Source organism: Kutzneria sp. NPDC051319 (assembly GCF_040682195.1).
GTDB lineage: Bacteria > Actinomycetota > Actinomycetes > Mycobacteriales > Pseudonocardiaceae > Kutzneria.
This window is the reverse complement of record NZ_JBFBAM010000053.1, coordinates 1-24,448: the sequence shown is the minus strand read 5'-3', so window position 1 is coordinate 24,448 and position 24,448 is coordinate 1. Positions and strand designations below refer to the sequence as shown.

The window sequence follows — 24,448 nt, the reverse complement described above, 5'->3', positions numbered from 1 at the left end:
GACACCTAGGGTGACAAATTGTTAAGGAGGTTTACTAATAATGTCTGAGTCCGCACCGGAGCAGTCACCTTCCCGCCGCCGCTTCCTCCTCGGCACCGCCGCCGTCGCCGGCTCGGCCGCACTGCCACCGCCGAGCTTCGACGCCGGCCCGAAACCCTTGGTGTTGGCCAACAATGTCGGCTACGAGCCGACCGCCTCCAAGCGCGTGGTGATCGCCGCGGCCAAGGCGTCCACCGCGCCCAAGCCGTACCAGGTGATCGACACCGCCACCGGCAAGACCGTGTCCCGCGGCCTGGCGCGCTACGTCGGCCCGGTCAAGGACTGGCTGGCCGACCAGGTGCCGGCCGTGCCCAGCTACTACTGGGTCGCCGACCTCACCTCGTTCAACCGCACCGGCCAGTACACCGTCACGGTCGACGGCGGCAGCTCGCAGCCGTTCCGGATCGAGCCGAACGTGCTGGAGCGGCGCACGATGTCGCACCTGATCCACTACTTCAAGGACTCACGCAGCTCCGGCCAGTACGACAAGGCCGACCGGAAGCTGCCGCTGAAGTCCGGCGGCACCTTCGACGCCAGCGGCGGCTGGTACGACGCGGCCGCCGACTGGGGCAAGCACTTCACCCAGCTGTCCAACCTGTCGTACTTCAACACGCTGTCCATCCCCCTGACCGCGTGGGCGCTGGCCGCCTCGCACGACCAGGTGGCCAAGCGCGGCAACACCGACCTGGTGGCGGCGCAGGGCTGGCTGCAGGACGAGGCGCTGTTCGGCGCCGACTACCTGACCCGTGTGCACACCCGGGGCGGCTCCTTCTACAGCTCGGTCGGCCAGCCCGAGGCCGACGACCTCGGCGCCGACCCGACCCAGCGCAGCCTGAGCACCCGGCAGGTCGACTTCCGCGAGGGCGGCGGCCTGGCCATCGCCGCGCTGGCCCGCTGCAGCACCTATCCGGTGTCCGGCGACTACACGTCTGTCGAATATCTGGCCGCGGCCGAAGACGCTTTCGCTTATCTCCTCGTTTACAACGTGTCACTGCTGAATGACGGCAAGGAGAACATCCTCGACGACTTCAACGCGCTGCTGGCCGCCACCGAGTTGTTCAAGGCGACCAAGAAGGACGCGTATCGGGCGGCGGCGGACGCGCGTGCGGCCAGTTTGTGCTCGCGGCTGGTGTCGTGGCAGGGCTATCACGACTACTGGCGGGCCGACGACGCCGACCGCCCGTTCTTCCACCCCTCCGACGCCGGCCTGCCGGTGGTCAGCCTGCTGACCTACCTGGACATCGCCGACGCCGCGACCAGGGCCAAGGTGCTGGACGTGGTGCGGCGGTCGCTGCAGTTCGAGTTGAACGTGACCGGCGAGGTGCCCAACCCGTTCGGCTACGCGCGGCAGCTGGTGCAGGACGGCAAGGGCACGCGGTACAGCGGCTACTTCTTCCCGCACAACGTCACCCCGCGCACGGACGACGCCTGGTGGCAGGGGGAGAACGCCCGGCTGGCCTCGATGGCCTCGGCCGCGCGCCTGGCCGCCGGTTTCTTCGAGAAGACTCCCTCTGGGGGCCCGTTCGCGGCCAGCCTGCGGGCGTACGCCCAGGACCAGCTGAACTGGATCGTCGGCGTCAACCCGTACGACGTGTGCATGCTGGAGGGCACCGGCCGCGACCAGCCGCTGTACCTGGAGTACGCGGACGGACAGCCGGCCGGCTCCTGGCGCTGGCTGCGTTCGGCCGGCGGCATCGTCAACGGCATCACCGGCAAGGGCGACGACGGCCGCGGCCTGGCCTGGGACCCGGGCGAGGCGTTCACCGGCCACAACACCGACTGGCGGTGGCTGGAGCAGTGGCTGCCGCACTCGACGTGGTTCCTTTACGCCGCTTCGATCGGTTAGGCAATAGGGCGAAGGGTAGGGCCGGGCAGCGATGCCCGGCCCTACGTACTTGTTCGGGCCTGTTTCACGGGAATTCCTAGAGTGAGTTGACACTGTGATGGCCGGTTGCTTGACTGGGCCCCAGGTGACGTGAAACACCCGGCAAGGGACCGAACCATGCGTATTCCACTGCCTTTCCGGCGGTATTGACCTTTCTCGCCCCGCGAATCATTCGATCACCGGCTCTTTCGTCGATCCGAACCGGGGGAGATCATGAAGCGGCAGGTTCTCGAACAGCGGGCGCCGGCACGGGCCCGGCGGCCACTACGCGGCCGGGACGGACAGCTCGACCAGATCGTGGGCGCGATGCGCGCGGTCGACCAGGGCCGGCAGACGCTGCTGCTGGCCGCCCCGGTGGGCGCCGGCAAGACACGGCTGCTGATCGAGGCCGCGGCGCTGGCCGAGGGCCGCGGGTTCTCCGTGGTGGACGGCATCGTGGACCGGCCGGAGATCTCGGTGCTGGGCCTGCCGGTGGTGCGCCAGCCGCATGCCGTCGCCCCCGACGCCAGCCGGCTGAGCTGGCTGACGGCGCAGTTCGAGCGGCACGTGGAGACCCAGTTGCGGCGGGGTCCCGTGCTGGTCACCGTGGACGATCTGCACTGGGCGGACCCGCTGACCGTGACCGCCCTGCGCGATCTCATGTCACGGCTGGACGACCGGCCGGTGGTGTGGATCTTCGCCATGCGGTCGGAGGAGTTGGACTCCCCCAACGGCTTGCTGCTCGGGGCCATGGCCGGCGCGGTCCGCACCGAGTGGCTGGCCGACCTGGGCGCGCTGCCGGACGACGTGGTCACCGAGGTCGTCACCGACCTGCTCGACGCCACCCCGGACGCCGAGGTCGCCTCGCTGTGCGAATGCATGGGCGGCAGCCCGCGCTCGGTCGTCGACCTGGTCCTCGGCCTCCAGGCGGACGAGGCGCTCCGCATCGAGGCCGGCATCGCGCGGCTGGCCGACGGGCCGCTACCGTTCAATCCACTGGCCGTCGCCCTGGACGAATCCCGCCTGCCGCACCGGTTCCTGTCCTGCGTGCGGGAACGGCTGGCCCGGTTGGATCCGACGACCGTGCAGGTGCTCCAGGTCGCCGCCGTGCTCGGGCGCACGTTCAGCCCGCAGGACCTGGCCGACATGCTGTCCACGCCGCCGGCGACGCTGCTCAAGCCGTTGCAGGAGGCACTGACCGCCGGGCTCATCGGATGTCTGTCCAACGCCTTCGAGTTCCACCGCGAGCCGGTGTGGCGGGCCGTGTTGGACACCGTGCCGCAGCTGATGCGCTCCCTGCTGCACAAACAGGCCGCCGCTTTGCTGCCCTCCGACGCGGCCGCCATTCACCTGTTGCACTGCGGCCCCGTGGCCGACGGGCAGGCCGTCGGCGCCATTCGCGCCGCCGCCGACCGCCTGTTGGGCCACTCCCCCGAAACCGCTGCGGCCCTTGCCGTTCGCGGTCTGGAGGTGGCCGACCGGGAGTTGCCCGAGCACGCCGAGCTGGCACGGACCGCCGTCGCCGCGCTGACCAAGGCCGGGTCTCTCGACCGGGCCATCGCGTTGGCGCGGCCGGGGCAGGACCTGGCCGTCGCTCTGCTGCTCAACGGAGACGTCGCCCGGGCCGCGCGGATCGGCGCCGGCCCGGTGCGGCTTTCCGCACTGGCGTACGGGAATCAGGTCGCCGCCGAGAAGGTCGCCACCGGCTGGGACGGCGTGTCCCTGACCGTGCGGGCGGTGGCGATGTGGCGGCGGGGTCGGCTCGACGACGCCCTGGCCACCGTGCAGAAAGCCACCACGCAGGAATCCCCGTGGTACTTCGATCCGCGCTGGGCCATGGCGTGGATGCAGATCCGGGCGCGGTTGCTGGTCGAGGCCACCGAGACAATACGGTCCATTGAGGACGATTGCGCCGGCGCGAAGGTGTTGGCCAGCGTGCCCGTCGCGCTGCGGGCGTGGCTGTACTTCGCGCAGGGCAGCCTGGCCGAGGCGGAGGCCGAGGCGCTGGCCGGTGTCGGCGTCGCCGCCGACACGCAGATGCCCTTGTACGAACCGCATCTTCGGGCCGTGCTGGTGCTTTCCGCGTTGCGGCGCGGCGATGTCGCCACCGCCGCCGACCGCCTTCAGGCCTTCGAGTCGCTGCCCTGGTCGTCCATGCGGGTGTGGATCACCGCACAGGTCGCCGCCGCGCGCAGCGGCCCCGAGGCGGCCCTGGCGGTGTTGGCCGAGGTTCGCACCGATCCCTCCCGTCGCCGCGAGTTGTTGTTGGAGGACCCCGCCGCCGCGGCCTGGTGCGTGCGCACCGCCCTTGCCGCCGGCGACGAGGTCTTCGCCGAGACTCTTGTCGCCTCCGCCGAGGCCCTGGGCGTCGGATGGCATGCCCGGGCCCTGCATTCCCGTGACGTCATGGGTCTGGTCGCCGCCACGGAGCGGTACTCCGACCGATGGGCCCGCGCCTCCGCCACCGAGGACCTCGGCGGCCTGCTGGCCGACTACGACCGTGACGAGGCGGTGTCCGCTTTGGACCGTGCTATGGAGGTCTACGACTCCCTTGGCGCCGCTTGGGATTCCGCCCGCGTCCGCAGCCGCCTGCGCCGACTGGGCATCCGCCGCCGACACTGGCACCACGTGCCCCGGCCGGCCACCGGGTGGGGCAGCCTCACCGGCACCGAGGAGAAGGTCGCCCGCCTCGTCGCCCACGGCCTCACCAACCGCCAGGTGGCCGCCGAGCTGTTCGTCTCGCCCCACACCGTCGGCTTCCACCTGCGGCAGATCTACCGCAAGCTGGCCATCCAGTCCCGGGTAGACCTGGCCCGCATAGCCCCCTAACCCCCTCCCGTCAAGCCCTTGTTGTGTGGAAGGGGGCATTCCTCCACTCGGAGTGGAGGAATTGAGCCTTGATCTTGCTCAGGCGGCGCCGGTCAGCTGGCTGAGCCAGCCGGCCTTGCTGATGTCGACCTGGTTGTCGCCGGACAGCACCGTGGGCGTGCCCTTGAAGTTCACCGAGTCGCGGGCCTTGTCGGTCTGGCCGCGGATCTCGGCGTCGAAGGCGCCGGCCTTGACCTCGTCCGCAAACTGCTGGCTCGTGATACCCGCTTTGCGGCCGATGTCCACCAGCTGGTCATCGGTGTAGCCGGCCTGCCCCTCGGTCGGCTGCTGCTCGTACAGCGCGGCGTGGAACTCGGCGAACCGGCCCGCCTTGGCCGCGGCCAGCGCGGCATTGCCGGCACGGAGCGAGTACCCGGCGGGCGTCGTCTCGTTGTCCAGCAGATCCAGCACGTGGTAGTCGACCCGGAGCGACCCGGCGGCGATGGCCATGGTCATGTCCTTGCCGTAGGGGTCTTCGAGGTTGTGCTTGCAGTACGGGCACAGGAAGTCCTCGTACACGTCCAGCGTCGCCTTGGCGTTGGCGCTGCCCGCCACGACCGTGCCGTCCTGCTGCACCGTGGTCGCGTACGTCCCGCCGGCCTGCGGCACATCGGCCCTCGCGTGCGTGACGACCACGCCCCCGATCACCGCCGCCGCGATCACCGCCACGGCCACCACCAGGATCAGGTTCCGCCGCCCGTCGCCCGCCCCTCGCGCCGCCGCGACTGCACCCCTGGTTCGATTCGCGCCCACCGAACACTCCTTCCCGTCCGCCCACCACGACGGCCGGGAGACGCGAACGGTTCAGCGGCCGAGCCGGGCCAGCACCGCGGGCCGCAGCGCGTCGACGTCGACGCCCAGGTTGCGCAGCACTTTCACGCCCACGCCGGGCGCTTGTCGATCTCCGCCGTCGGTCGCCTCCACACTTTCCCCTTCCTCCTTTCTGTCGCTTTCGGCGAGGATGCCCAGGAGAAGATGCTCGGGGCCGATGGTCTCGCTGCCCAGCTCCACCATCTGCCGGAGCGTGTGCTCCAGCGCCCGCTTGGCCCGCGGGCTGAACGGCGGGCGCGGGAAGTGGAACTTGCCGGGGCCGAAGGTCTCGTCGGCGCGGCGGCGGATCTCGTCGACGTCGATGCCGATGGCGGCGAGGGCCTCGGTGGCGGCCTGAGGTCCGGCGTGGTGCGCGCCGCTGGCGACGAAGACCCGAGCGATCTCCTCACGGAGCGATGGCACGGTGACCCCGTTGTCGCGCAACACATCCCCGGCGACGGTGCCGGGCATGCCGGCCAGCCCGACGATCACGTGCTCGGTGCCGATGTGGTCGTGGCCCTGCTCTATGGCCTCGTCCTGGGCCAGCACGAGGACCCGTTTGGCCGGGTCGGTGAACTTCTCGAACACGTCAGGCCTCCTTGTACTGCGCCTTGCGGCGGTTGGCGTGCTTCTCGTGCACGGACTGGCGGCTGACCGCGAGCGCGGTGGCGATGTCCTGCCACGACCAGCCCTGTTCGCGGGCTCTGTCGACGTGCAGCCGTTCGAGCTCCTCCAGCAGCCGCCGCAGCGCCACGACGGCCCGCAACCCGACGGCGGGGTCCTTGTCGGTGATCTGGCCGGCCAGTTCGGCCGGCGTGCTCTCCTCCGTCATGGTTGTCAGGTTAGCCTGACACGGGCCATTGTCAAGGCATCCTGACACCGCGGCTCAGCACGGCCGACTCGAAGCGGCGGGCCAGGGTGTCGGCGGGATTGGCGACCAGGCAGACGAGATCACGGCCGAGCGGCGGGTCCAGCGGCACGACCACGCCGGCGAAGCGGGCGCCGATGGCCGACCGGGGCACGATCGCGATGCCCACACCGGCGGCGGCCAACGCGGCGGCGGTGACGGCCTGCCGAGTGCGCATCTCCACCGTGAGGACCACACCGTGTTGCGCCGCAACGGAATCCAGCCAGCCGGCGAATCCGTTGTCGGCGTTGAGGTGCACGACGGGCTCGTCCCGCAGCTGCTCGAACGTGACCGCCGGCTGGTCGGCGAGCAGATGTCCTTGCGGCAGCACGACGACAACGTCCTCGTGGCCGATCAGTCCACTGTGGCCGGTCCAGCGGCCGGGCATCGGACCGACGGCGATGTCGGTCTGACCGGAATCCAGTTGCTGCGCAAGGACATCGGCGCTGGTCGCCTCGGTGAGAACGATCCGCACGTCCGGATGACGCCGTCGCCACTGCCGCAGCACCGGGGCCAGGAGGCTGGCCGTCAGGCTCTCGGCGCAGCCGATGCGCAGCTGCCCGGCGACCCCTTTCGCGACGTCACGACCGGTCGTGACGACCCGATCCGCGGCGGCGAGGGCGGTTCGGGCATCCGCCTCGATCGCCCGGCCGGCGGCCGTGGCCCGGACGCCTCGGGGCAGCCGCTCCACGACGGCGGCCCCCAGTTCCTTCTCCAGCGCGGCCAGTTGGTGCGAGAGCGCCGGCTGCGACATGTGCAGCGCGGCCGCCGCCTCGGTGATCGAGCCGGCGTCCAGCACCGCCACCAGGCATTCCAGGGCACGAAGCGTAGGCATTCGCTGATTCTATGGATACCCTCGGAAACATTCAGATCGCGACGGGATTCCTACGGTGAGCTGCGGCGTTACCCAAGACGTGAACCTCACCGACAAGAAGGTCCTGATCATCGGCGGCGCCTCCGGCATCGCCGCCCGGCTCAAGTCCGACCTGGTCGCCGCCGGCGCCGACGTCGTCCTGGTCGGACGGAACAGCACGCCCGCCGTCGACCTGACCGACGAGGACTCGATCCGCCGCCTCGCCGAGGAACTGGGCGAGGTCGACCACATCGTGTCCGTGTCGGCCGCGCACGCCAACGGGCCCGTCACCGAGCTGGACATGGGTGCCGTGCACACCGCGCTGGACGTCAAGGTGGTCGGGCCGATCATGGTGACCAAGCACTTCGCCGGGCGCATCCGCCCCGGCGGCTCCATCCTGCTGTTCTCCGGCGTCGCCGGCTGGCGGCCCAGCCCCGGCCTGGTGGTGATGGCCACCGGCAACATCGCCGTCGCCGCGCTGGCCGAGGCCCTGGCCGTCGAGCTGGCCCCGATCCGGGTCAACGCCCTCTCCCCCGGCATCATCGACTCGGGTTCCTGGGACGGCCCCGACAAGGAGTCGTTCTTCGCCCAGGTCGCCGCGGCCAACCCCAGCCGCAGCATCGGCCACCCCTCCGACGTCTCCGCCGCCGCGTTGACGGTCCTGGCCAACCCCTTCATCAACGGCGCCACCCTGCACGTGGACGGCGGCGGCCGGTTGGCCTGACTGTGATCGTCAGCGAAAAATGAGCAGCCCCCGATTCCAGCCTAGCGAGGGGGTGCGACAGTGCCCGGTGAGTGGCCGACCACTCATCGGCCGTCCAATCGAAACTGTCGGCGCCCAGTGTTTGGATCGATTCGGGGGCTGCTCCGCACTAGATGATCTTCTGCGAGCTGTTGGCCGTCATGGTCACTGTTCGGGACCAGGTGCCGGACTTCACGACCGTCTTGGTGCCGCCGACGCTGTGCAGGGTGAGGCCGGTGACCTTGCCGTTGCGCCACTCCAGGTCGAGTGTGAAGCCGCCGCGAGCGCCGACGCCGGTGACCCGGCCCGACCGGGCCCACCCGGCCGGCAGGGCGGGCAGCAGGTCGATCTCCCCGGGGCGGGACTGGACGAGCATCTCCAGCATCGCGGTGGGGGCGCCGAAGTTGGCGTCGATCTGGAACGTCGTGCGCTCGCCGAAGGAGTACATGTCGAACAGGTTGGCGGCGCTTCCGTTACCGAAGTTGACCGACGGCGTCATGACGGTGAGCACCATCTGGTACGCCTTCTCGGCGTCACGCAGGTGGGCCCAGCACGCGGCCCGCCAGGCGCAGGCCCAGCCGAAGCTCTGCGTGCCGCGGGCGGTGAGCAGGTTCCGGACGCCGTCGACGAGTTCCCTGGGGCTGGTGTCGACGCGGATCCGGTCGCCGGGGAAGAAGCCGATCAGCGGCGAGAGGTGCCGGTGCTTGGTGTCGCCGAGGTTGTCGGGCGACATCCACTCCTCCAGCCACCCCGTCTTCGGGCTCACGACCGGCAGGTACAGCTTGTCCCGCATGGCCGTGATGGTCTTGGCGTAGTCCTGGTCCTGGCCCAGAACGTCAGTGGCGGTCTGGAAGTGGGTGAACAGGTCCCACGCCAGCTCCTGCGAGTACGTGTTGCCGATGCCGTCCTGCGGCCCCTGCTCCGGCGACCAGTCGTGGTCGTCGTACAGCTTGCCGTCCTTCTCGACCAGCCGCGCCTCCCAGAACTGCACGGCCCCCTTGAGCAGCGGGTAGATCTTCGTCAGGTACGCCTTGTCCTGGGTGAACTCGTAGTGCTGCCACAGGTTGTTGCACAGCCACGCGTTGCCGGAGGGGTGCCACCACCAGCCGCTGCCGCCGTAGGGGTTGGTGGAGAAGGCGACGGCCCAGCCGGCGATCCTGCCGCTGGTGTTGCGGAAACGGTTTCGGTTGTCGTTGAACGCCTTCTGGGTGGTGGCGGTCCACGACGGCAGCTGCGAGACGCAGTAGTCGGCGAAGGCGTCGAAGCAGCGGCTCAGGCCGGCCCGGTCGGGCAGCCAGTAGTTCATCTGGACGTTGATGTCGGTGTGGTAGTCGGCGTACCAGTCCGGGTTGTTGTTGGACACCCACAAACCCTGGAGGTTCAGCGGAAGGCTGTCCCGCGAGCCGGAGATCACCAGGTACCGTCCGAACTGGAGGTACATGGCCTCCAGCTCGGGGTCGGGCTCGGCGTTCGGCGCGGCCCGCTGCCACAGCCGGGCCCAGGTGTCCATGGACCGCTGCTGGGACGACGACCGTCCCAAGTCGACGGTCATCCGGTTGTACAACGCCTGGTAGTCCGCGACATGCGTGTTCAGCAGCACGGTCCCCGCCACGCCGACGGCCTTCGCGGCCTTCTGCCGGGCGATTGCCGACGGGTCGACGGCGGCGTCCTTGAAGGCGGTCGCGGCCGTGGCGGCGTAGTTGGTGCCGCCGCACACGATGATCAGCACCTCGCCGCAGCCGGTGAAGGCAACCTTGTTGCCCTGCACGGAAACGCTGCCGCCCTTGCCGGCGGCGGTGACCACGCTCGCGTACTTGAGGCCGTTGTCGAGGGTGCCGGCGAAGGAGATCGCCCCGCTCGCGCCGGCCGTGGTCTCGCCATGGGTGCCGGCCAGCGAGACGGAGCCGGTGTAGCTGCCGCCGCCGGACTGGGTCAGCCGGATCACCAGCACGTCGTCGGGGTGGCTGCAGTACACCTCGCGGCGGTAGTGCACGCCCTTGTACGTGTAGGTCGCCGTCACGACGCCGTTGCTGAGGTCGAGCCGCCGCCGGTAGTCCTTCACCGCCGACAGCGCATGCGCCGGCACGTCGACGCCGACTCTGGCCAGTTGTCCGTAACTGCCGAAGTGGGTGGAGTCGTAGTTGAGCTGCCCGTCGTCCTGGACGACGTCGTTCACGTCGCCGTTCCAGAACGTGATGTCGGTGAGGTAGACGAAGTCGCTGCCGGGATCCCCGCCGACCAGGCCGCCGAGCCGTCCGTTGCCGACGGGCAGGCCCTGCTCGATGATCCGACCTTCTTCGGCCGGCGCGGGGTACCACAGCGCCGTGGCGTCGTTGTCCGCCACCACCTCGGCGTCCGTCGGCCGGACCGGGTCGGCCTGCGCGGTGAACGGCCGCAAACCCGTCATCGCAGCGGCTACGCCCAAAACGCCGCCGAGGCGTAGCGCGTCCCGTCGGGTGTGGCCAGCTGACTCGGTCATTGTCGACCTCCTGCAGGTGTACCGGGTGTCGGCCGTAGCCTGCTCAAACATCCGATGAATGTCAATAAATCCTAATAAATTTGGCCGGTGGCTGACCTGTTCTGCCGACGAACCGGGATGCCAGGGGCTGGGGGATGCAGGGAAGGACGCCTTACCCGCGTTGAACGAGGGTAAGGCGTCCTTCCCTGCATCAACGGATCGCGGCCGTTCAGGCAGTTCGGCTGGACCGGGTGGTCGCACGGCGGGCGCACTCTGGGCCGTTCGGCGTAGCGTCGAGGACGAGCGGCACCCGGCCCCCGCGCTCGGTCGGGTGCCGCCGACACAATCCGTTGCGGGGCAAGCCAAGTCTGCACCTAGGGACATTGCCGGCGACGACCCGGGCGGCCAGGATCCCCGGCATGTCCCTGAAATCCTGGGCCGTTGCCACGGCGACGGTCGCCATGGTGGCCCTGGCCGCGCCGGCCGCGGCGGCGGTGTCCACAATCGACGGCAGCTACGCGTTCAACGGGAACGGGTGGGCCGGCACGCTGACGGTGAGCAACTCGGCCACCGGCTCGCCGGCGATCACCATGCACTACAACGAGTTGGGCCGCGACGAACGGCTGTCCGGCAGTTGGTCGACGTCCACCCACACGCTGACCATCACGCGACCACTGGCCTGGAACGACAGCCAGACGTACACGCTGTACCTGGGCGACCACAAGGCGAATTCGCCGGTGTTCGGCGGGTTCTTCACGCAGTCCGATGTGCCCGGTCAGCGCTACGGCGTGTACGCCAAGGACTATCTGCCGCTGGGCACGCCTCGGCTGCAGGCGTTCAAGGCCAGTGACACGCTGCCGGACGACCTGGTGGGCTACTACGGCTTCAACGGCAACGGGTGGACCGGCACGATGAGCGTGCAGTTCACGCAGTGCCGGGTCCCGGAGATCAACCTGTGGTACGACGAGCTCGGCCGCTCGGAGCCGATCGCCCAGCGCACCTGGGATCCGGCCACGCACACGCTGACGTTCGTGCGGCCGCTCAGCTTCGGCGGCGTCACACAGACCTACACGCTCTACTTCGCCGACCGCCTGCAGAGCACCAAGATGTTCGGCGGCTACTTCACGGAGTCGGACGTGCCGGGCCAGCGCTTCGCCGCCTTCGCCTGGATCCAGCCGGGCGGCGTCGGTTGCTAATGACAGTCCTCGGTGGACGGTAGCGTGCCGTCCGCCAGGTAGGTGTCGATCGCGCCCGCGGCGCACGGTGCGTTGTCCAGGGCGCCGTGGCCGTCCACGGGCGCGATCACCACGTGCGATCCGGCGATCCGGGCACCGAGGTCGGCGGCCCAGGCCGACGGGTTGATGGGATCGTCGGCCGTCGCCGTGACGAGCACGGGCGAGGCCGGAAAGACGTGGCCCGGCAGCCGATCGGCCAGCGCCGGACCGACGGGCCAGCCGGTGCACGACTGCAGGGCGTCCCACTGCAAGGAAACGCCGCCGGTGTGCGGGGCCGCCGCGCGGACCTGGCGGGCGAGGGCCGCGAGCCGCCCCGGATCGCTCGGGTGGTCCGCGCACGTCTGGGCGCGACTGGCCGTGTAGTCGGGTTCGGTGTAGGTCAGGGCGACGTAGGGCGCGAAGTCGCTGGCGTTGCCGTCGTGAAGTGCCTGCGCGAGGCCCGGCCATGCGAACGGATAGCCGAGCAGGAACTGACCGACGGCGATACGCACCTCGTCGCCGGTCAGGCCGGGCACGCCCCGTGTCCCCAATTCATCGAGCACGGCGCCGATGTCCTGGCCGGCCACCGGGCACTGCTCGGACGTCTGGTCGCACCAGGCGGCGAACCGGTCGAACGCGGCCTCCTCGGCGCGCGCCGTGTCGAGCACCCGTTGCCCGGCCGGCAGGAACGGGTCGACCGCGGTGTCCAGCACCATCCGGCCGGTGTGGGCCGGGTGGCGGGCGGTGTAGATGACACCCAGCTCGGCGCCGGTCGCCTGGCCCAGGAAGTCCAGCCTCGGCGCACCGAGCGCCATGCGCACGGCTTCGAGGTCGTCGGCCTGCTCGGCGAGGCCGCTGTGGGCGATCAGCGGACCGGTGGCGGCGGCACAGCGCAGATACACCGACGCCCCGTGCCGCGTGATCTGCCCGGTATCCGTTGGCGTGGCGGGGAACTCGGGCACGGCCGGGTCATGCGTGGACAGTGGGCAGCGCACCGGCGTGCTCGCGCCGAGGCCACGCGGATCGACCAGGACGATGTCGTGCGTGCGGTGCGTCTGCGGCAGCCGGGCCAGGTAGTGGTCGCCGTGTTGTAGGAAGAAGTCGATCTGGCCGCCGCCGTACCCGTCCATCTCCTGCGAGTCGGCGAACACCGGCCCCTGCGAGGCCTCCGTGGCGGGAATCCGCAGCAGCGCGAGCGTCACGCCGCGGGCGGCGAGGGTGGCGCACTCCGCGTGGTACTTCGCGGCCTGCGGCTGCGGGCACGGCGACCACTCCACCTCCGGCGCGGCCGACACCGGCGCACGCACCGTGACCAGCAACAACGCGGCCGCGACAGCAGTGATCACGCTTCGCATCACACCCCCATAATGTTTGATGATCAAACATTATACTGGCACACATGCTCGCTCGGGACGACATCATCGCCGCACTCGGCGCGGCCATGGCCGACCTCCAGGCCGCCATCGACGCCGACGACCAGGCGCTGGCCGACCGCCTCGGCGTGCACCGCACCGACCTGCGCTGCCTGGACCTGGTGTTCCGGCACGGGCCGCTGCCCGCCGGCCGGCTGGCCCGCATGCTCGGGCTGACCCCCGGCTCCGTGACCGCCCTGGTCGACCGGCTGGCCAAGGCCGACTACGTGCGCCGGATGCCCGACCCGACGCACGGCCGGCGGGTGCTGATCGTGCCCACCGACCGGGCCGCCCGCATCGTGACCGAGCTGCTCGGGACACGGCTGGCCGAGGCCCATGCCGAAGTCGCGGACTTCAGCAACACGGAACTCGACGCCATCGTCCGGTTCCTGCGCTCGGCAGCCGATCGGCACGAACGGTCTGCCGCCCAGCTCCGCGGACAGAGCTGACCTACTACCCCAGCAACTCGGCGAACCGCTCCGGGCTGATGTTGCCACCGGAGAGGATCACGCCCACACGACCGGAAAAGCCGCCGTGCAGCACGGCGGCCAGCGAGGTCGCGCCGCTGGGTTCGAGCACGATCTTCAAGCGCTCGAAGGCAAAGCGCATGGCGGCGCGGATCTCGCCCTCGGTGACGAGCACGACGTCGTCGACCAGCTTCTGGTTCACGGAGAAGGTCAGCTCGCCGGGGGTCTCGGCGGCCTGGCCGTCGGCGATGGTGCGGGGCACCGGGATCGACACCCGGCGCCCGGCGGCCAGCGACAGCTGAGTGTCGTTGCCGAGCTCGGGTTCCACGCCCACCACCCGAATCCGGCGGTCGAGCCCCTTGGCCGCAGTGGCGCTGCCGGCCAACAGCCCGCCCCCGCCGATCGGCACCACGATCGTGTCGAAGGAACCGGACTCCTCGATCAGCTCCAGCGCGGCGGTGCCCTGCCCGGCCATCACGTGCGGGTGCTCGTACGGCGGGATCAGCGCCAGGCCCCGCTCCTCGGCCAGCGCATCGCCGATGGCCACCCGGTTTCCGGTGTACCGGTCGTAGGTGACGATCTCGGCGCCGTACCCGGCGGTGGCGTCCAGTTTGGACTGCGGCGTGTCCTCCGGCATCACGATGACCGCGCTGCTGCCGAACTCCCGGGCGGCCAGCGCGACGGCCTGGGCGTGGTTGCCGGACGAATAGGCGGCGATGCCCCGTGTCAGCTGCTCCGGCGACAGCCGGGACACGGCGTTGTAGGCGCCGCGGAACTTGAACGCCCCGATGCGCTGGAAGTTCTCGCACTTGAGGAAGACCTCGGCCCCGACCCGCCCGTCGAGGGTGCGGGAGCGCAGCACCGGCGTGCGGTGCGCGACGCCCTTCAAGCGGGCGGCTGCTTCCTGGACATCGTCAAGGGTGAGCATGCTCCGACACTATCCGCCGGATCGTGTGCAGCCGACGCTCCGTGACCTCCGCCATATCGGCCCTGGCCTTGGCCAGCACCGACGGCGGCGCGGTGTCCGGAGTCCCGGCGTCGAACGGCGGCTCGGGCGCGTACTGCATGTACAGCTGAAGTCCTTGAGCCACCCCGTCTCCGCACAGCCGGGCGGCCAGCGTCAGCGCGCCGTCGATCCCGGACGTCACGCCGGCGGCGAAGATCCAGTCGCCGTCCACGACGACCCGCCGGTCGACGGCCTCGGCCCCGAACTCGGGGAGCAGGTGCAGCGAGGCCCAGTGCGTGGTCGCGCGCCGCCCGGCCAGCAGCCCGGCCGCCCCCAGCAGCAGCGCCCCCGTGCACACGGACAGGACCACGTTGCCCGACTGCTCTCGCAGCCAGGCAAGGACTTCCTCGTTCTCCATCAGCACGTCCACGCCCCGCCCGCCGGGCACGTGCAGCACATCCAGCGCCGGCGCATCGCCGATAGCCGCGTCCGGCACGATCGTGAGGCCGCGAACGTCCCGCACCGGCTGCCCGGTGATGCCGTAGACGCGGTGGTGCCCGCCCGGCAGGCGGGACAGCACCTCGAACGGGCCGGTGAAGTCGATCTGGTCCATGTCGTCGAAAACCAGCGAGCCGATGTTCATGACCCCAGCCTCACCGCATCGGACGAGGAGAACGAGTGGCAGGACTGCCCTACTTCGCTAGGATTCTGCCATGCATCGGATCGTCGCCCTGGCCCTGGCGGACGTGGTCGCCTTCGACCTGTCCGTGCCGGCGCAGATCTTCGGGCACCGCGACGAGCGGGACCGCTACGACTTCACGGTCTGCTCCGAACACCGCGGCCCGGTGCCGACGACCACCGGCTTCAGCATCGAGGCCACGGCCGACCTTAAGGCCCTGACCAGCGCGGACACGGTCATCGTGCCAGGCTTCTTCCCCCTCGGCGCCCCACCCGAGCCGGTGCTCAACGCCCTCCGCGGCACCAGGGCCCGCATGGTGTCGGTGTGCACGGGCGCGTTCGCGCTGGCGGCGGCCGGCCTGCTCGACGGCCGCACGGCCACCACCCACTGGCGCGACGCCGACGAGCTGAGCCGGCGGTTCCCGAAGATCGACGTGCGGCCCGACGTGCTGTACGTCGACGAGGGCGAGGTGCTGACCAGCGCCGGCGTCGCGGCCGCGATCGACCTCTGCCTGCACCTCTACCGCGTCGATCACGGCGCCGACCACGCCGCCCGGGTCGCTCGCCGCATGGTCGTCGCCCCGCACCGGTCCGGCGGCCAGGCCCAGTTCGTCGACCGGCCGATTCCCGAGGGCACGGGTCTGGCCCAGACCTGCGCGTGGGTCGTCGAACGCCTGCACGAACCGACCACTGTGGACGACATGGCCCGGCATGCCGGTTATGCGCCAAGGACTTTCGCGCGGCACTTCCGCGCCGAGACCGGCATGACGCCGTTGCGCTGGCTCACCGCGCAGCGCCTGCTGGAGGCCCGCCGGCTGTTGGAGACGACCGGGCTGAGCGTCGACGAGGTCGCCCGCCGCGGCGGCCTCGGCACCGCCGCCAACCTGCGGCTGCACCTGGCCCGCGAGGCCGCGACCACGCCGACCGCGTACCGCACCGCTTTCCGTGGCAGCACAATTCGCTGACAGGTTCCTCACAATCGCCTGCGACAGTGGCCGGCATGAAGCTCGCGCTCTACGCCGGAGCCGCCCTGGCCGCGATCACGCTGGCCGCCTGCGGCTCTGAACCCCAAGCACCGCAGGTGGCCTCGCTGGCCACGACCGACGCGCCCAGGAGCAGCGCACCGTCCACTTCGGACGACTCGCAGCGGCCGCAGCTGCGCATGGACAGCTCCGACGAGGACGTCAACGCGGCCTGGCGAGGCTACAACGTCTGCCTCAAGGACAACGGGCACCGCATGCTGACCGGCCGGGGCGACGACCACGCCGGGCCGGCCGACGCCAATGGCCGCACCGACGGCAACAGCCCGGACATGAACGACGACAGCCCGGCCTCGGTCAACGCCCGCAAGGCGTGCAAGGACAAACTGCCGCTCCAGCCGCCGGAGTTGGACCAGTCGAGGAATCCTCACTACCTCGACCAGTACCACATGTACATGACCTGCCTGACCAGCCACGGCCTCATGGTGCACGCCACCGACCCGCTCGGCTCGGGCTGGACCTACGACGACGGCGTGACGCAGAAGCTCACCTCCGACCAGCAGACGAAGGTCGAGCACGACTGCTCGCTGTCCTCATTCAAGCTGGGCTAGGCCGTCCTCCAGCAGGCCAAGGTCCTGGGCCGCGGCCAGGGCCGCCGCCTTGCTGTGCACGCCCAGCTTGCGGAACAGGCTGCTCTGGAGGTTTTCCACCGTGCGCACGGAAATCCCGAGCAGCCGGGCGGTCTGCTTGGCCGAGTGCCCGCGGCCGATGGACGCAATGATCTCCTGCTCGCGTCGGGTCAGCGACAGCTGCCACCGCCACCACGTGCGGTCCGCGCCGCGCGTGTTGCCCAGCAGCGAACGGGAATGGGCCGCGTCCACCATCAGGTAACCCTGGCTGGCCGCCCGCACGGCCGGCACGATCAGGCCGTCCATCCGCGCGACGGGCAGCACCGCAACGCCTTCGGCAAGCGCTTTCATGGCGTGCTGCAACGGAAGTTGCCGGCTGGCGACCACCACCGGCACCGACCGGCCGACCACGATCGCCTGCCAGTCCTCGGGTTCCGGGTCGATCAGCACCGTGGCCACGCCCTGCTCGTCCGCGTCGACCACGGGAATGTCGTGCTCGCCGAGGATGCGTCGCACCCGGTCGGCGATCATGCAGCCGGCCGTCCGCCCGGTGACGCACACCCGCAGCAGGTCCCGCAGCTGGCTGCTCTTCTGTCGGGGCAGCTCGATCACCGAGGCCATCAGCCCGAGCCGAGTGGCGCTGGCGGCGGCGTGGGCCTGGTTGTGCACGTCCAGCTTGGCGAAGATGCGCTGCTTGTGGTGCTCCACGGTGTGCAGGCTGATGCCGAGCTCGTAGGCCACCTGGCGCGGCGCGTAGCCGGCGCTGATCAGGTACAGCACCTCCAGCTCGCGAGTGGTCAGGGCCTGTCGGCTTCCCTTGTCCAGCCGCGTTATCTCCACCGCGGCCGACGGCACCTTGATCGCCGCGACGAGCGCGTCGAGCCCTCGGGTGTAGGACACCAGGGCGCTGATGCCGGACTCGTAGGCGCGGATCACGTAGGCCGCGGGCAACACCTCGTGCACGCCGACCATCCGCAGCCGGCGCCCGGGTTCCAGCAGCAGCGACACCAGCCGCTCGTTGCTCCACCGGGGCGTGTCGGCCTCGAACACGGCCACCTCGGGCCGGCACAGGTGGCACAGCTGCGCCAGTTCGGGGGCCGACGCCACCGTGCCGGCCAGGGCGATGCCCGGCTCGCGGGTCAGGTGGGTCGCCAGCAGTTCCCTGACCAGCCGGTTCTGATGCTGGAGGACGACGTTCACCTGGGGATGTGCGAGCATTGCCGATTTCTCCCTCCGCCGCCCCGACGAGGTAACCGCAGAAAACACCCAGGAGCGGTGCCGGTCAATACGACCAAAAGCACCATCCCGGCGGGCGTACAGACCAACCTCGAGAACCCGCAGTCATCGGATGAAATCGATTGCAACGGGTGTCTCTTCGTATGGCCCTCCACTATTCCGAGAAAGGGGGTTGCATCTGTGGCACGGTGGCGGCGTCAACAAGAACCCACTAGACGGCGGCCGAGTATGGCAGCGGTACGTGCAGGCGGCAACAATTGGCCCGTTAATTACCTAGGTATTCGTTCACGGCGGCGGCCGGCATTCGTGGCGACGCTGGTTCGATCGGCGCACGGCGCGCCTGCCAACGGTGCAGCCGGCGCTCCGCGGCGTCAACCGCGTACTAGGGAGAACACGCCATACCGGGCCGGACCACTGCGGACCTAGCATTCGGACACCAACCTGCTGGGGGTGGCGATGGGCCTGCTCGCATCGACACGGTTCCACTGGACGCTGCCGGCCGACGGCGATCCGGCGGAGTTCTGCCATGCGGCGCAGGATGGCGGCATGGACCAGGTGCTGCTGCCGTCGGCATTCCATCGGCCGGATCCGATCGCACTCGCCGCACATCTGGCAGGCGCCGTCAAGAACATCGGATTCATGATCTGCCCACGCACCGACATGCAGTCTCCGACACACCTCGTGCGACAAGTGAACACGCTCTCGTCGGTGACCGACGATCGGGTGAGCGTGCTCGGAGCCTGTCCTTACGACAACGATTTCCGTGCGCATGACGAGTTCTGGACGGTGTGCGACGCGTTGTGGCGGGAACGCCGAATTCCCGTCGAACGGGATCGGCCCGAACTGTATTTCAGCGGTAGTTCGGGCGCGGCGTCCGACCTCGCGGTCCGGCACGGCGACGTGCTGCTGCTCCTCGGCGCCGCGCCCGATGTGGTCGCCGGGCGCGGGAGCCGCGTGCGCGCCGCCGGCCGCGAGGTCGGGCTGCTGTTCTCCGTGGTGTGCCGGCGAAATCGGGCCGAGGCGGTCGACGCCGCCCACGCGTTGACCGAGATCGCCGGTGAGAACGTCTACGCGGTCAGGGAACGCTTCCGGCGGCTGACCGCCGAGGCGGTGGCGCTGACCGGCGGCTGGTGCGCCTCGCCACCCGAGAACGCCGATCACTGGCCGCGGCCCTACCTGTGGACCGGGGCCATGCCGTTCCTCGGCCCGCTGGGCCTGGCGCTGGTCGGCACGCCCGATGAGCTGGCCGGAGCGGTCCTCGACTACCGGCGGGCCGGCGTCACGCACATCCTCGGCCACGGCGACGAGATGGAGCTGTTCGCGCAGGAGGTCCTGCCGCGGGTGCGTGACCGCGAGCGGTGAGTTCGGCCGTTTCGCCGGTGCGGTCCGGATGTGCCCGGTACGGTGGAGATCGTTTGGCGATGACGTGCATGGGGCCGGCGTCGCCGGGCAGTCCATCGTTTCGAGCACTGGAGCGAATGTTGAAGCGACTTCCCATCGCCGCCCTGGCCGCGTTCGCGGCGATCACCGCCATGGCCCCCGCGGCGTCGGCGCAGATCGGCCCGCTGCACGTGGTCGCCATGGGCGACTCGTACGCCTCGGGCACCGGCGCCGGCGACTACCAGGCCGGCACCGAGGGCAACTGCTGGCGTAGCAACAACTCCTACTCCGAGCAGATCGTCGCCCGGGTCCGGGCCCGTGGCCAGAGCGTGCAGTTCACCAACGTGACGTGCAGCGGCGCGGCCACCTCCGACCTGTACAAGGACTTCCTCGGCCAGGGTCCGCAGCTGGACGCGCTGCAGGTCGACACCAACGTGGTGCTGCTGACGATCGGCACCAACGACATCGGCTACGCGGCGTACGGCGGGCTGTGCATCCAGGGCGACTGCTCGGGCGCGCCGACCCAGGCCATCACCGCGAAGCTGCCGGACATGGCCACGAACGTGGGCCGGCTGTTCAAGGACATCCACGCCCGCAGCCCGCACGCGAAGATCGTCCTGTCCGCGTACGGCAGCCAGCTCAACCCCGACGCCAACGCCGCCGGCAAGCTGGATCCGATCTGCGACGACACGGTGTTCAGCGCGCAGGAGCGGACCGAGGGCAACGCCGTGGCCAGCCAGCTGGACAAGACGTTGCAGGACACCGTTTCCCGGGCCCGGGCCTACGGCGTCGACACGGCGTTCGTCAGTGAGTACGCCGCCGATTCCGTGCACCTCAACAGCACCTTCGCCGGGCACTCGCTGTGCCAGGCGGGCACGCCGTTCTACCGCGGCTTCGACGCGCTGGCGCCCGGCCAGGAAGGCCCGGACGCCGTGCTGCACCTGAACAAGGACGGCCAGACCGCGCTGGCCGACCTGATCCTGGCCCAGGTCTGAGTCATGCCGGCTCGCCCTCGGGACCTCACAGGTCACCGAGGGCAAGCCGTCGCGGCGGGACCGCACCCTCCCCGACTGGAGCTGGCCGAACGCTCCGGGGACGTGGCGGAGCAAGCGCATTCCCACCTCGCGCTGGCCCGGGCCGACGACGACCGGCCGGCGCTCGCGCACGCCGTCCGATCGCTTGAGCTGTACCGGGATCTGGACGAGCCGGTGTGGCAGGCGACCGCGCTCAACCAGATCGGGGTGCTGTCCGCGCTGACCGGCGAGTACGACCAGGCCCGCACCGCCTGCGAGGCCGCGCTGGTGCTGCACCGGCAACACGGCAACCGTGACGGCGAGGCCAACACCCTGGACAGCCTCGGCCGTCTCAGCGACGGCGACGACGCGGTGCGGCACTTCGAGCAGGCCTTGGCCCTGTACCGGGATCTCGGCAACATCCACGACGAGGCCGACGTCCTGGGCCGGTTGGCGCAGCTGCGTGACGCCGACGGCGATCGCGTGCGGCGCGAACTTGAATCGTTCGGCCGATAATTCGTGATCGCACGGCCGATGCCGGCGGCGCGTTCCCGCGGCAGCATGGCCGTATGCACGTACTCGACGTCGACGGCACAGACATCCAGGGCGAAGGCGCCCGGCTGCGGGACACCGGTTCCGCCGTGCCGGTGGAGCTACCCGGCGGCGTGCGGGCGTGGGCCGTGCCACGCATGGAGACAGTGAAGGCGTTGCTGCTGGATCCCCGTGTCTCCAAGGATCCCGAGCTGCACTGGGCGGCGTGGCGGGCCGGGGAGATCGCCGCCGACTGGCCGCTGCGGATCTGGGTGTCGGTGCGGAACATGTTCACCGCCTACGGCAAGGACCACCAGCGGTTCCGATCCCTTGTCGCGTCCGGCTTCACGGCGCGGCGGACCGCCGAGCTGCGGCCGTGGATCGAGCGGATCACCGACGGCCTGCTGGACGAACTCGCCGCCCACGGCCCGGCCGTGGATCTCCGGGCCATGTACGCCTACCGCCTGCCGGTCGAGGTGATCTGCCAGCTTTTCGGCGTGGCCAGGGAAAAGCGGGACGACCTGCGGCTCGTGGTCGACTCCGTCTTCGACACCACCCGCAGCCCGGCCGAGGCCGCCGCCAGCGCCGAGGACATGTACCGCATCTTCACGGAGTTGGCCGCCGACAAGCGTTCCCACCCCGGCGACGATCTCACCACCGCCATCATCCAGGCCTCGTCCGACCGCCACACGCCGCTGACCGACGCCGAGGTCGTGGACACCCTCATCCTGCTGTTGACCGCCGGCCACGAGACCACCGTCAACCTCATCGACCAGGCCGTCACCGCGCTGCTCACCCATCCCGAGCAGCTGGCGCTGGTGCTTGGCGGACAACGGTCCTGGGCCGATGTCGGCGAGGAAACCCTGCGCTGGCAGGCACCCGTGCCCTATCTGCCGCTGCGTTACGCCGTGGAGGACATCGACCTCGGCGACGTCGTCATTCCCCGCGGTGAGGCCATTCTCGCCGCCTACGCCGCCGCCGGCCGCGATGCCGCCGTTTTCGGCGACACCGCCGACGATTTCGACCTCGCCCGTGACATCAAGCAGCACGTCTCCTTCGGCCACGGCGTGCACCACTGCCTCGGCGCCCCGCTGGCCCGCATGGAGGCCACCATCGCCCTGGAGGCGTTGTTCACCCGCTACCCGGGCCTGCACCTGGCCGTGCCGGGGGACGAGCTGCTCCCGATGCGCTCGTTCCTGTCCAACGGGCATCGGGAGCTGCCGACGCTGCTGGGCTAGGCGCTCGTCCAGAAGTTCCGCAAGAAAGCCGCAAGGTCCCCGGTCCAGTGTCTGACCGGGGGCTTCGGGAATCGACGACGGCCCCCTCCGTGACGCTTCTTTCGAGATGGGGGTTCGTGATGCCGGTTGTGTCACCTGATCGACCGTTCCTGAGAGGTTCGTGGCGCACTCGATTGGCGGTCGGGTTGGCGGCCGCCTGCCTGGTGGTGACGGCGCTTCCCCAGGTGGCGATGGCGTCGCCGCCGACGCCGAACTTTCCGGCGGCCATCGACGACTACGCGGCCTACGACGGGCAGGACCAGTGTCTGCCCATCCAGAAGGGCACGGTCGGGCTGCGGGACCTGCTGAACCGGGCGTACGGCAAGCACGACTCGTCCATTGCCCGCGCGTGCGACTCGGGCGACACGAGTGAGCACAAGGAGGGCCGCGCCCTCGACTACATGCTCAGCGTCAACGACCCGGCGGACAAGGCCGACGCCGAGGACATCATCAGGTGGTTGCTGGCCACCGACAAGTACGGCAACAAGAACGCGATGGCCCGCCGCCTCGGGATCATGTACATGATCTGGAACCACCAGATGTGGCGGGCCTACGACTCGCCCGACCAGTGGCGGCCCTACACGGGACCCAACCCGCACACCGACCACATCCACTTCAGCCTGAGCTGGGCCGGCGCCAAGGAGCAGACGTCCTGGTGGACCGCGCCCGAGGTGAGCCAGGAGCCGCGGGGTCCGCTGTACAACCGCACGCGGTGGGCCGTCGGCACCTGGGACGCCAGCGCCACCAAGGTCGACGGCAACGTGAACCTGATCGACACCGCCGCCGCGAGTGTGCCCAACAGCAACATGTACGTGTTCAACGTCGTGAAGGGCTCCGGAATCTGGTACCGCGGCCGCACCGCCGCCGGCGTCTGGGCCGGCTCGGCCACCCAGATCGACACCAACCCCAACATCACCGCTGTGGCCGCCACCGGCCTCAACGACGGCACCTTGCACGTCTTCGCCATCGTGCCGGGCAGCGGCGTCTGGCACCGCACCCGCGCCGTCGACGGCACCTGGTCGAACGCCTCGCTGGTCGACAGCAACCCTTACAGCGTGGCGATTGCGGCCACTGCGCTGCCCAACGGCACCATCTCGCTGTTCACCACGATTCCCGGCAGCGGCATCTGGACCCGTGCCAGGGCCGCCGACGGAGCCTGGGCTGCCTCGGCCACGCACGTCGACTCCAACCCGTACATCACCTCGGTCGCCGCCACCAGCCTTCCGAACGGCACCGTGCACCTTTTCGCCGTCGTCCCGGACAGCGGCGTCTGGTACCGCAGCCGCACCGCCGGCGGGACCTGGGCCGCCGCCGCCGACCTGATCGACGCCAACAGCGCCATCCTGTCGGCCTCTGCCGGCAGCCTGCCCGACGGCACCCTCCATGTCACCACTGTCGTGCCGGGCAACGGCATCTGGGACCGCACCCGCTCCGCCGCGGGCGCCTTCACCAACGCCACCCGCATCGACACCAACAAGGACATCTTCGCCACCTACACCGCGGGCTTGAACAACGGCACCGTGCAGGTCGGCGGGCTCGTCAATGCGGCCTGACCTCCCTGCGCGGCAAAGGAACTCCCCCATGAACAGACAGATGACCGGACGGCTGCTCAGATCCGTCGCCGCAGCCGTCGTCACGATCAGCGTCCTGGCCGTCCCGGCCCTGGCGGCAACTTCCGGCCCTTCGGACGTCGCGGCGCGCTTGGCCGGCCTCCCGACCCTGCCGTGTGATCCTCAGGGGGCCAACAGCCGCGACGGCCAGCTGGCGGCGACCCTGAACGGCGAGCTGACCGGGACGCTGGCCGACAGCATGACCGCCTACCGGACGTCCTGCGCCCGCGTGGTCGTGAAGGCCGTCCATGACCGTGGACTGTCGGAACGGGCGGCGGTCATCGCGATCACCACCACCATCGTGGAGTCGACGCTGAAGAACGTCGACGGCGGCGACGCCACCAGCATCGGTCTCTTCCAGCAGCAGAACGGTTGGGGCAGCCGGGAGAACCGGCTCAAGCCCGTCTGGGCGACCAATGCCTTCCTCGACGCGATGGAGCACGCCTACCCCGGTGGCTCCTGGCAGACGTCGCCGATCGGCGACGTCTGCCAGGAGGTCCAGCGGTACGGGCCCCCCCACCCGTAAGCGCCCCC

The 24,448-nt window shown here is 70.2% G+C and carries 22 protein-coding genes and 1 pseudogene; 13 read left to right on the top strand and 10 right to left on the bottom strand.

Annotated elements, in window-relative coordinates; all coding sequences use genetic code 11:
• Nucleotides 1-40: 40 nt before the first annotated feature.
• Nucleotides 41-1,885 carry a glycoside hydrolase family 9 protein gene (locus AB0M73_RS35540; protein ID WP_363900368.1) on the top strand — a complete coding sequence of 615 codons (1,845 nt, stop codon included), beginning with the start codon at nt 41-43 and terminating at the stop codon, nt 1,883-1,885.
• 252 nt (nt 1,886-2,137) lie between these two features.
• Nucleotides 2,138-4,732 (top strand): LuxR C-terminal-related transcriptional regulator, encoded by a 2,595-nt coding sequence (locus tag AB0M73_RS35535; RefSeq protein WP_363900365.1) that lies wholly within the window; start codon nt 2,138-2,140, stop codon nt 4,730-4,732.
• Between the two features lie 78 nt (nt 4,733-4,810).
• Here the strand turns inward: AB0M73_RS35535 and AB0M73_RS35530 are convergent, their stop codons facing one another.
• The 5 genes and pseudogenes from AB0M73_RS35530 to AB0M73_RS35510 form a co-directional block, all read right to left on the bottom strand.
• Nucleotides 4,811-5,524: a thioredoxin domain-containing protein gene (locus AB0M73_RS35530; RefSeq protein ID WP_363900362.1), complete on the bottom strand. Its 714-nt coding sequence runs from the start codon at nt 5,522-5,524 to the stop codon at nt 4,811-4,813.
• A gap of 51 nt (nt 5,525-5,575) precedes the next feature.
• Complete coding sequence (locus AB0M73_RS35525; protein WP_363900487.1) at nt 5,576-5,785, bottom strand: Clp protease N-terminal domain-containing protein; 210 nt, start codon at nt 5,783-5,785, stop codon at nt 5,576-5,578.
• 201 nt (nt 5,786-5,986) lie between these two features.
• Nucleotides 5,987-6,169, bottom strand: a pseudogene (locus tag AB0M73_RS35520) (Clp protease N-terminal domain-containing protein); the annotation flags it as partial.
• A 1-nt stretch (nt 6,170) separates the two neighbouring features.
• Nucleotides 6,171-6,413 (bottom strand): helix-turn-helix domain-containing protein, encoded by a 243-nt coding sequence (locus AB0M73_RS35515; protein ID WP_363900359.1) that lies wholly within the window; start codon nt 6,411-6,413, stop codon nt 6,171-6,173.
• 31 nt (nt 6,414-6,444) lie between these two features.
• Nucleotides 6,445-7,323, bottom strand: a complete 879-nt coding sequence (locus AB0M73_RS35510) for a LysR family transcriptional regulator (RefSeq protein WP_363900356.1) — start codon at nt 7,321-7,323, stop codon at nt 6,445-6,447.
• A gap of 79 nt (nt 7,324-7,402) precedes the next feature.
• Here AB0M73_RS35510 and AB0M73_RS35505 point away from each other — a divergent pair, with 79 nt between their 5' ends.
• Nucleotides 7,403-8,065: an SDR family oxidoreductase gene (locus AB0M73_RS35505; protein WP_363900353.1), complete on the top strand. Its 663-nt coding sequence runs from the start codon at nt 7,403-7,405 to the stop codon at nt 8,063-8,065.
• A gap of 148 nt (nt 8,066-8,213) precedes the next feature.
• Here AB0M73_RS35505 and AB0M73_RS35500 read toward each other — a convergent pair whose 3' ends face one another.
• Nucleotides 8,214-10,562 (bottom strand): glycoside hydrolase family 95 protein, encoded by a 2,349-nt coding sequence (locus tag AB0M73_RS35500; protein ID WP_363900350.1) that lies wholly within the window; start codon nt 10,560-10,562, stop codon nt 8,214-8,216.
• A 398-nt stretch (nt 10,563-10,960) separates the two neighbouring features.
• Between AB0M73_RS35500 and AB0M73_RS35495 the strand changes: the two genes are divergently transcribed.
• Complete coding sequence (locus AB0M73_RS35495) at nt 10,961-11,737, top strand: hypothetical protein (protein ID WP_363900347.1); 777 nt, start codon at nt 10,961-10,963, stop codon at nt 11,735-11,737.
• Here the strand turns inward: AB0M73_RS35495 and AB0M73_RS35490 are convergent.
• On the bottom strand, nt 11,734-13,101 hold the full coding sequence (locus AB0M73_RS35490) for an alpha/beta fold hydrolase (RefSeq protein ID WP_363900344.1): 1,368 nt from the start codon (nt 13,099-13,101) through the stop codon (nt 11,734-11,736). The genes AB0M73_RS35495 and AB0M73_RS35490 overlap by 4 nt on opposite strands.
• 53 nt (nt 13,102-13,154) lie before the next feature.
• Here AB0M73_RS35490 and AB0M73_RS35485 point away from each other — a divergent pair, with 53 nt between their 5' ends.
• Nucleotides 13,155-13,616 (top strand): MarR family transcriptional regulator, encoded by a 462-nt coding sequence (locus AB0M73_RS35485; protein ID WP_363900341.1) that lies wholly within the window; start codon nt 13,155-13,157, stop codon nt 13,614-13,616.
• Nucleotides 13,617-13,620: 4 nt separating this feature from the next.
• Here AB0M73_RS35485 and AB0M73_RS35480 read toward each other — a convergent pair whose 3' ends face one another.
• A complete protein-coding gene (locus AB0M73_RS35480; RefSeq protein ID WP_363900339.1) occupies nt 13,621-14,562 on the bottom strand; it encodes a pyridoxal-phosphate dependent enzyme in 942 nt (313 codons plus the stop codon).
• Nucleotides 14,549-15,223 carry a DJ-1/PfpI family protein gene (locus AB0M73_RS35475; RefSeq protein WP_363900336.1) on the bottom strand — a complete coding sequence of 225 codons (675 nt, stop codon included), beginning with the start codon at nt 15,221-15,223 and terminating at the stop codon, nt 14,549-14,551. Before AB0M73_RS35475 ends, AB0M73_RS35480 begins: the two co-directional genes overlap by 14 nt.
• A gap of 70 nt (nt 15,224-15,293) precedes the next feature.
• Between AB0M73_RS35475 and AB0M73_RS35470 the strand changes: the two genes are divergently transcribed.
• The gene (locus tag AB0M73_RS35470; RefSeq protein WP_363900332.1) at nt 15,294-16,223 is read left to right on the top strand and encodes a helix-turn-helix domain-containing protein; all 930 of its coding nucleotides are present in this window, start codon (nt 15,294-15,296) and stop codon (nt 16,221-16,223) included.
• Between the two features lie 35 nt (nt 16,224-16,258).
• Nucleotides 16,259-16,849, top strand: coding sequence for a hypothetical protein (locus AB0M73_RS35465; protein WP_363900329.1), 591 nt, complete (start codon nt 16,259-16,261; stop codon nt 16,847-16,849).
• On the opposite strand, the gene AB0M73_RS35460 is transcribed toward AB0M73_RS35465, so the two are convergent.
• Nucleotides 16,832-18,085: a LuxR C-terminal-related transcriptional regulator gene (locus AB0M73_RS35460; RefSeq protein ID WP_363900327.1), complete on the bottom strand. Its 1,254-nt coding sequence runs from the start codon at nt 18,083-18,085 to the stop codon at nt 16,832-16,834. The genes AB0M73_RS35465 and AB0M73_RS35460 overlap by 18 nt on opposite strands.
• 474 nt (nt 18,086-18,559) lie before the next feature.
• Between AB0M73_RS35460 and AB0M73_RS35455 the strand changes: the two genes are divergently transcribed.
• From AB0M73_RS35455 to AB0M73_RS35430, 6 genes are all read left to right on the top strand, one after another.
• The gene (locus tag AB0M73_RS35455) at nt 18,560-19,465 is read left to right on the top strand and encodes an LLM class flavin-dependent oxidoreductase (RefSeq protein WP_363900325.1); all 906 of its coding nucleotides are present in this window, start codon (nt 18,560-18,562) and stop codon (nt 19,463-19,465) included.
• A gap of 116 nt (nt 19,466-19,581) precedes the next feature.
• Nucleotides 19,582-20,478, top strand: coding sequence for an SGNH/GDSL hydrolase family protein (locus AB0M73_RS35450; protein ID WP_363900322.1), 897 nt, complete (start codon nt 19,582-19,584; stop codon nt 20,476-20,478).
• 102 nt (nt 20,479-20,580) lie between these two features.
• Nucleotides 20,581-21,012, top strand: a complete 432-nt coding sequence (locus AB0M73_RS35445; RefSeq protein WP_363900319.1) for a tetratricopeptide repeat protein — start codon at nt 20,581-20,583, stop codon at nt 21,010-21,012.
• A 53-nt stretch (nt 21,013-21,065) separates the two neighbouring features.
• Entirely contained in the window at nt 21,066-22,265 is a 1,200-nt protein-coding gene (locus AB0M73_RS35440; protein WP_363900316.1) for a cytochrome P450, read from the top strand.
• A gap of 173 nt (nt 22,266-22,438) precedes the next feature.
• Nucleotides 22,439-23,857 carry a hypothetical protein gene (locus tag AB0M73_RS35435; protein ID WP_363900313.1) on the top strand — a complete coding sequence of 473 codons (1,419 nt, stop codon included), beginning with the start codon at nt 22,439-22,441 and terminating at the stop codon, nt 23,855-23,857.
• Nucleotides 23,858-23,885: 28 nt separating this feature from the next.
• Nucleotides 23,886-24,440: a hypothetical protein gene (locus tag AB0M73_RS35430; protein ID WP_363900310.1), complete on the top strand. Its 555-nt coding sequence runs from the start codon at nt 23,886-23,888 to the stop codon at nt 24,438-24,440.
• The last annotated feature ends 8 nt before the right edge of the window (nt 24,441-24,448 follow it).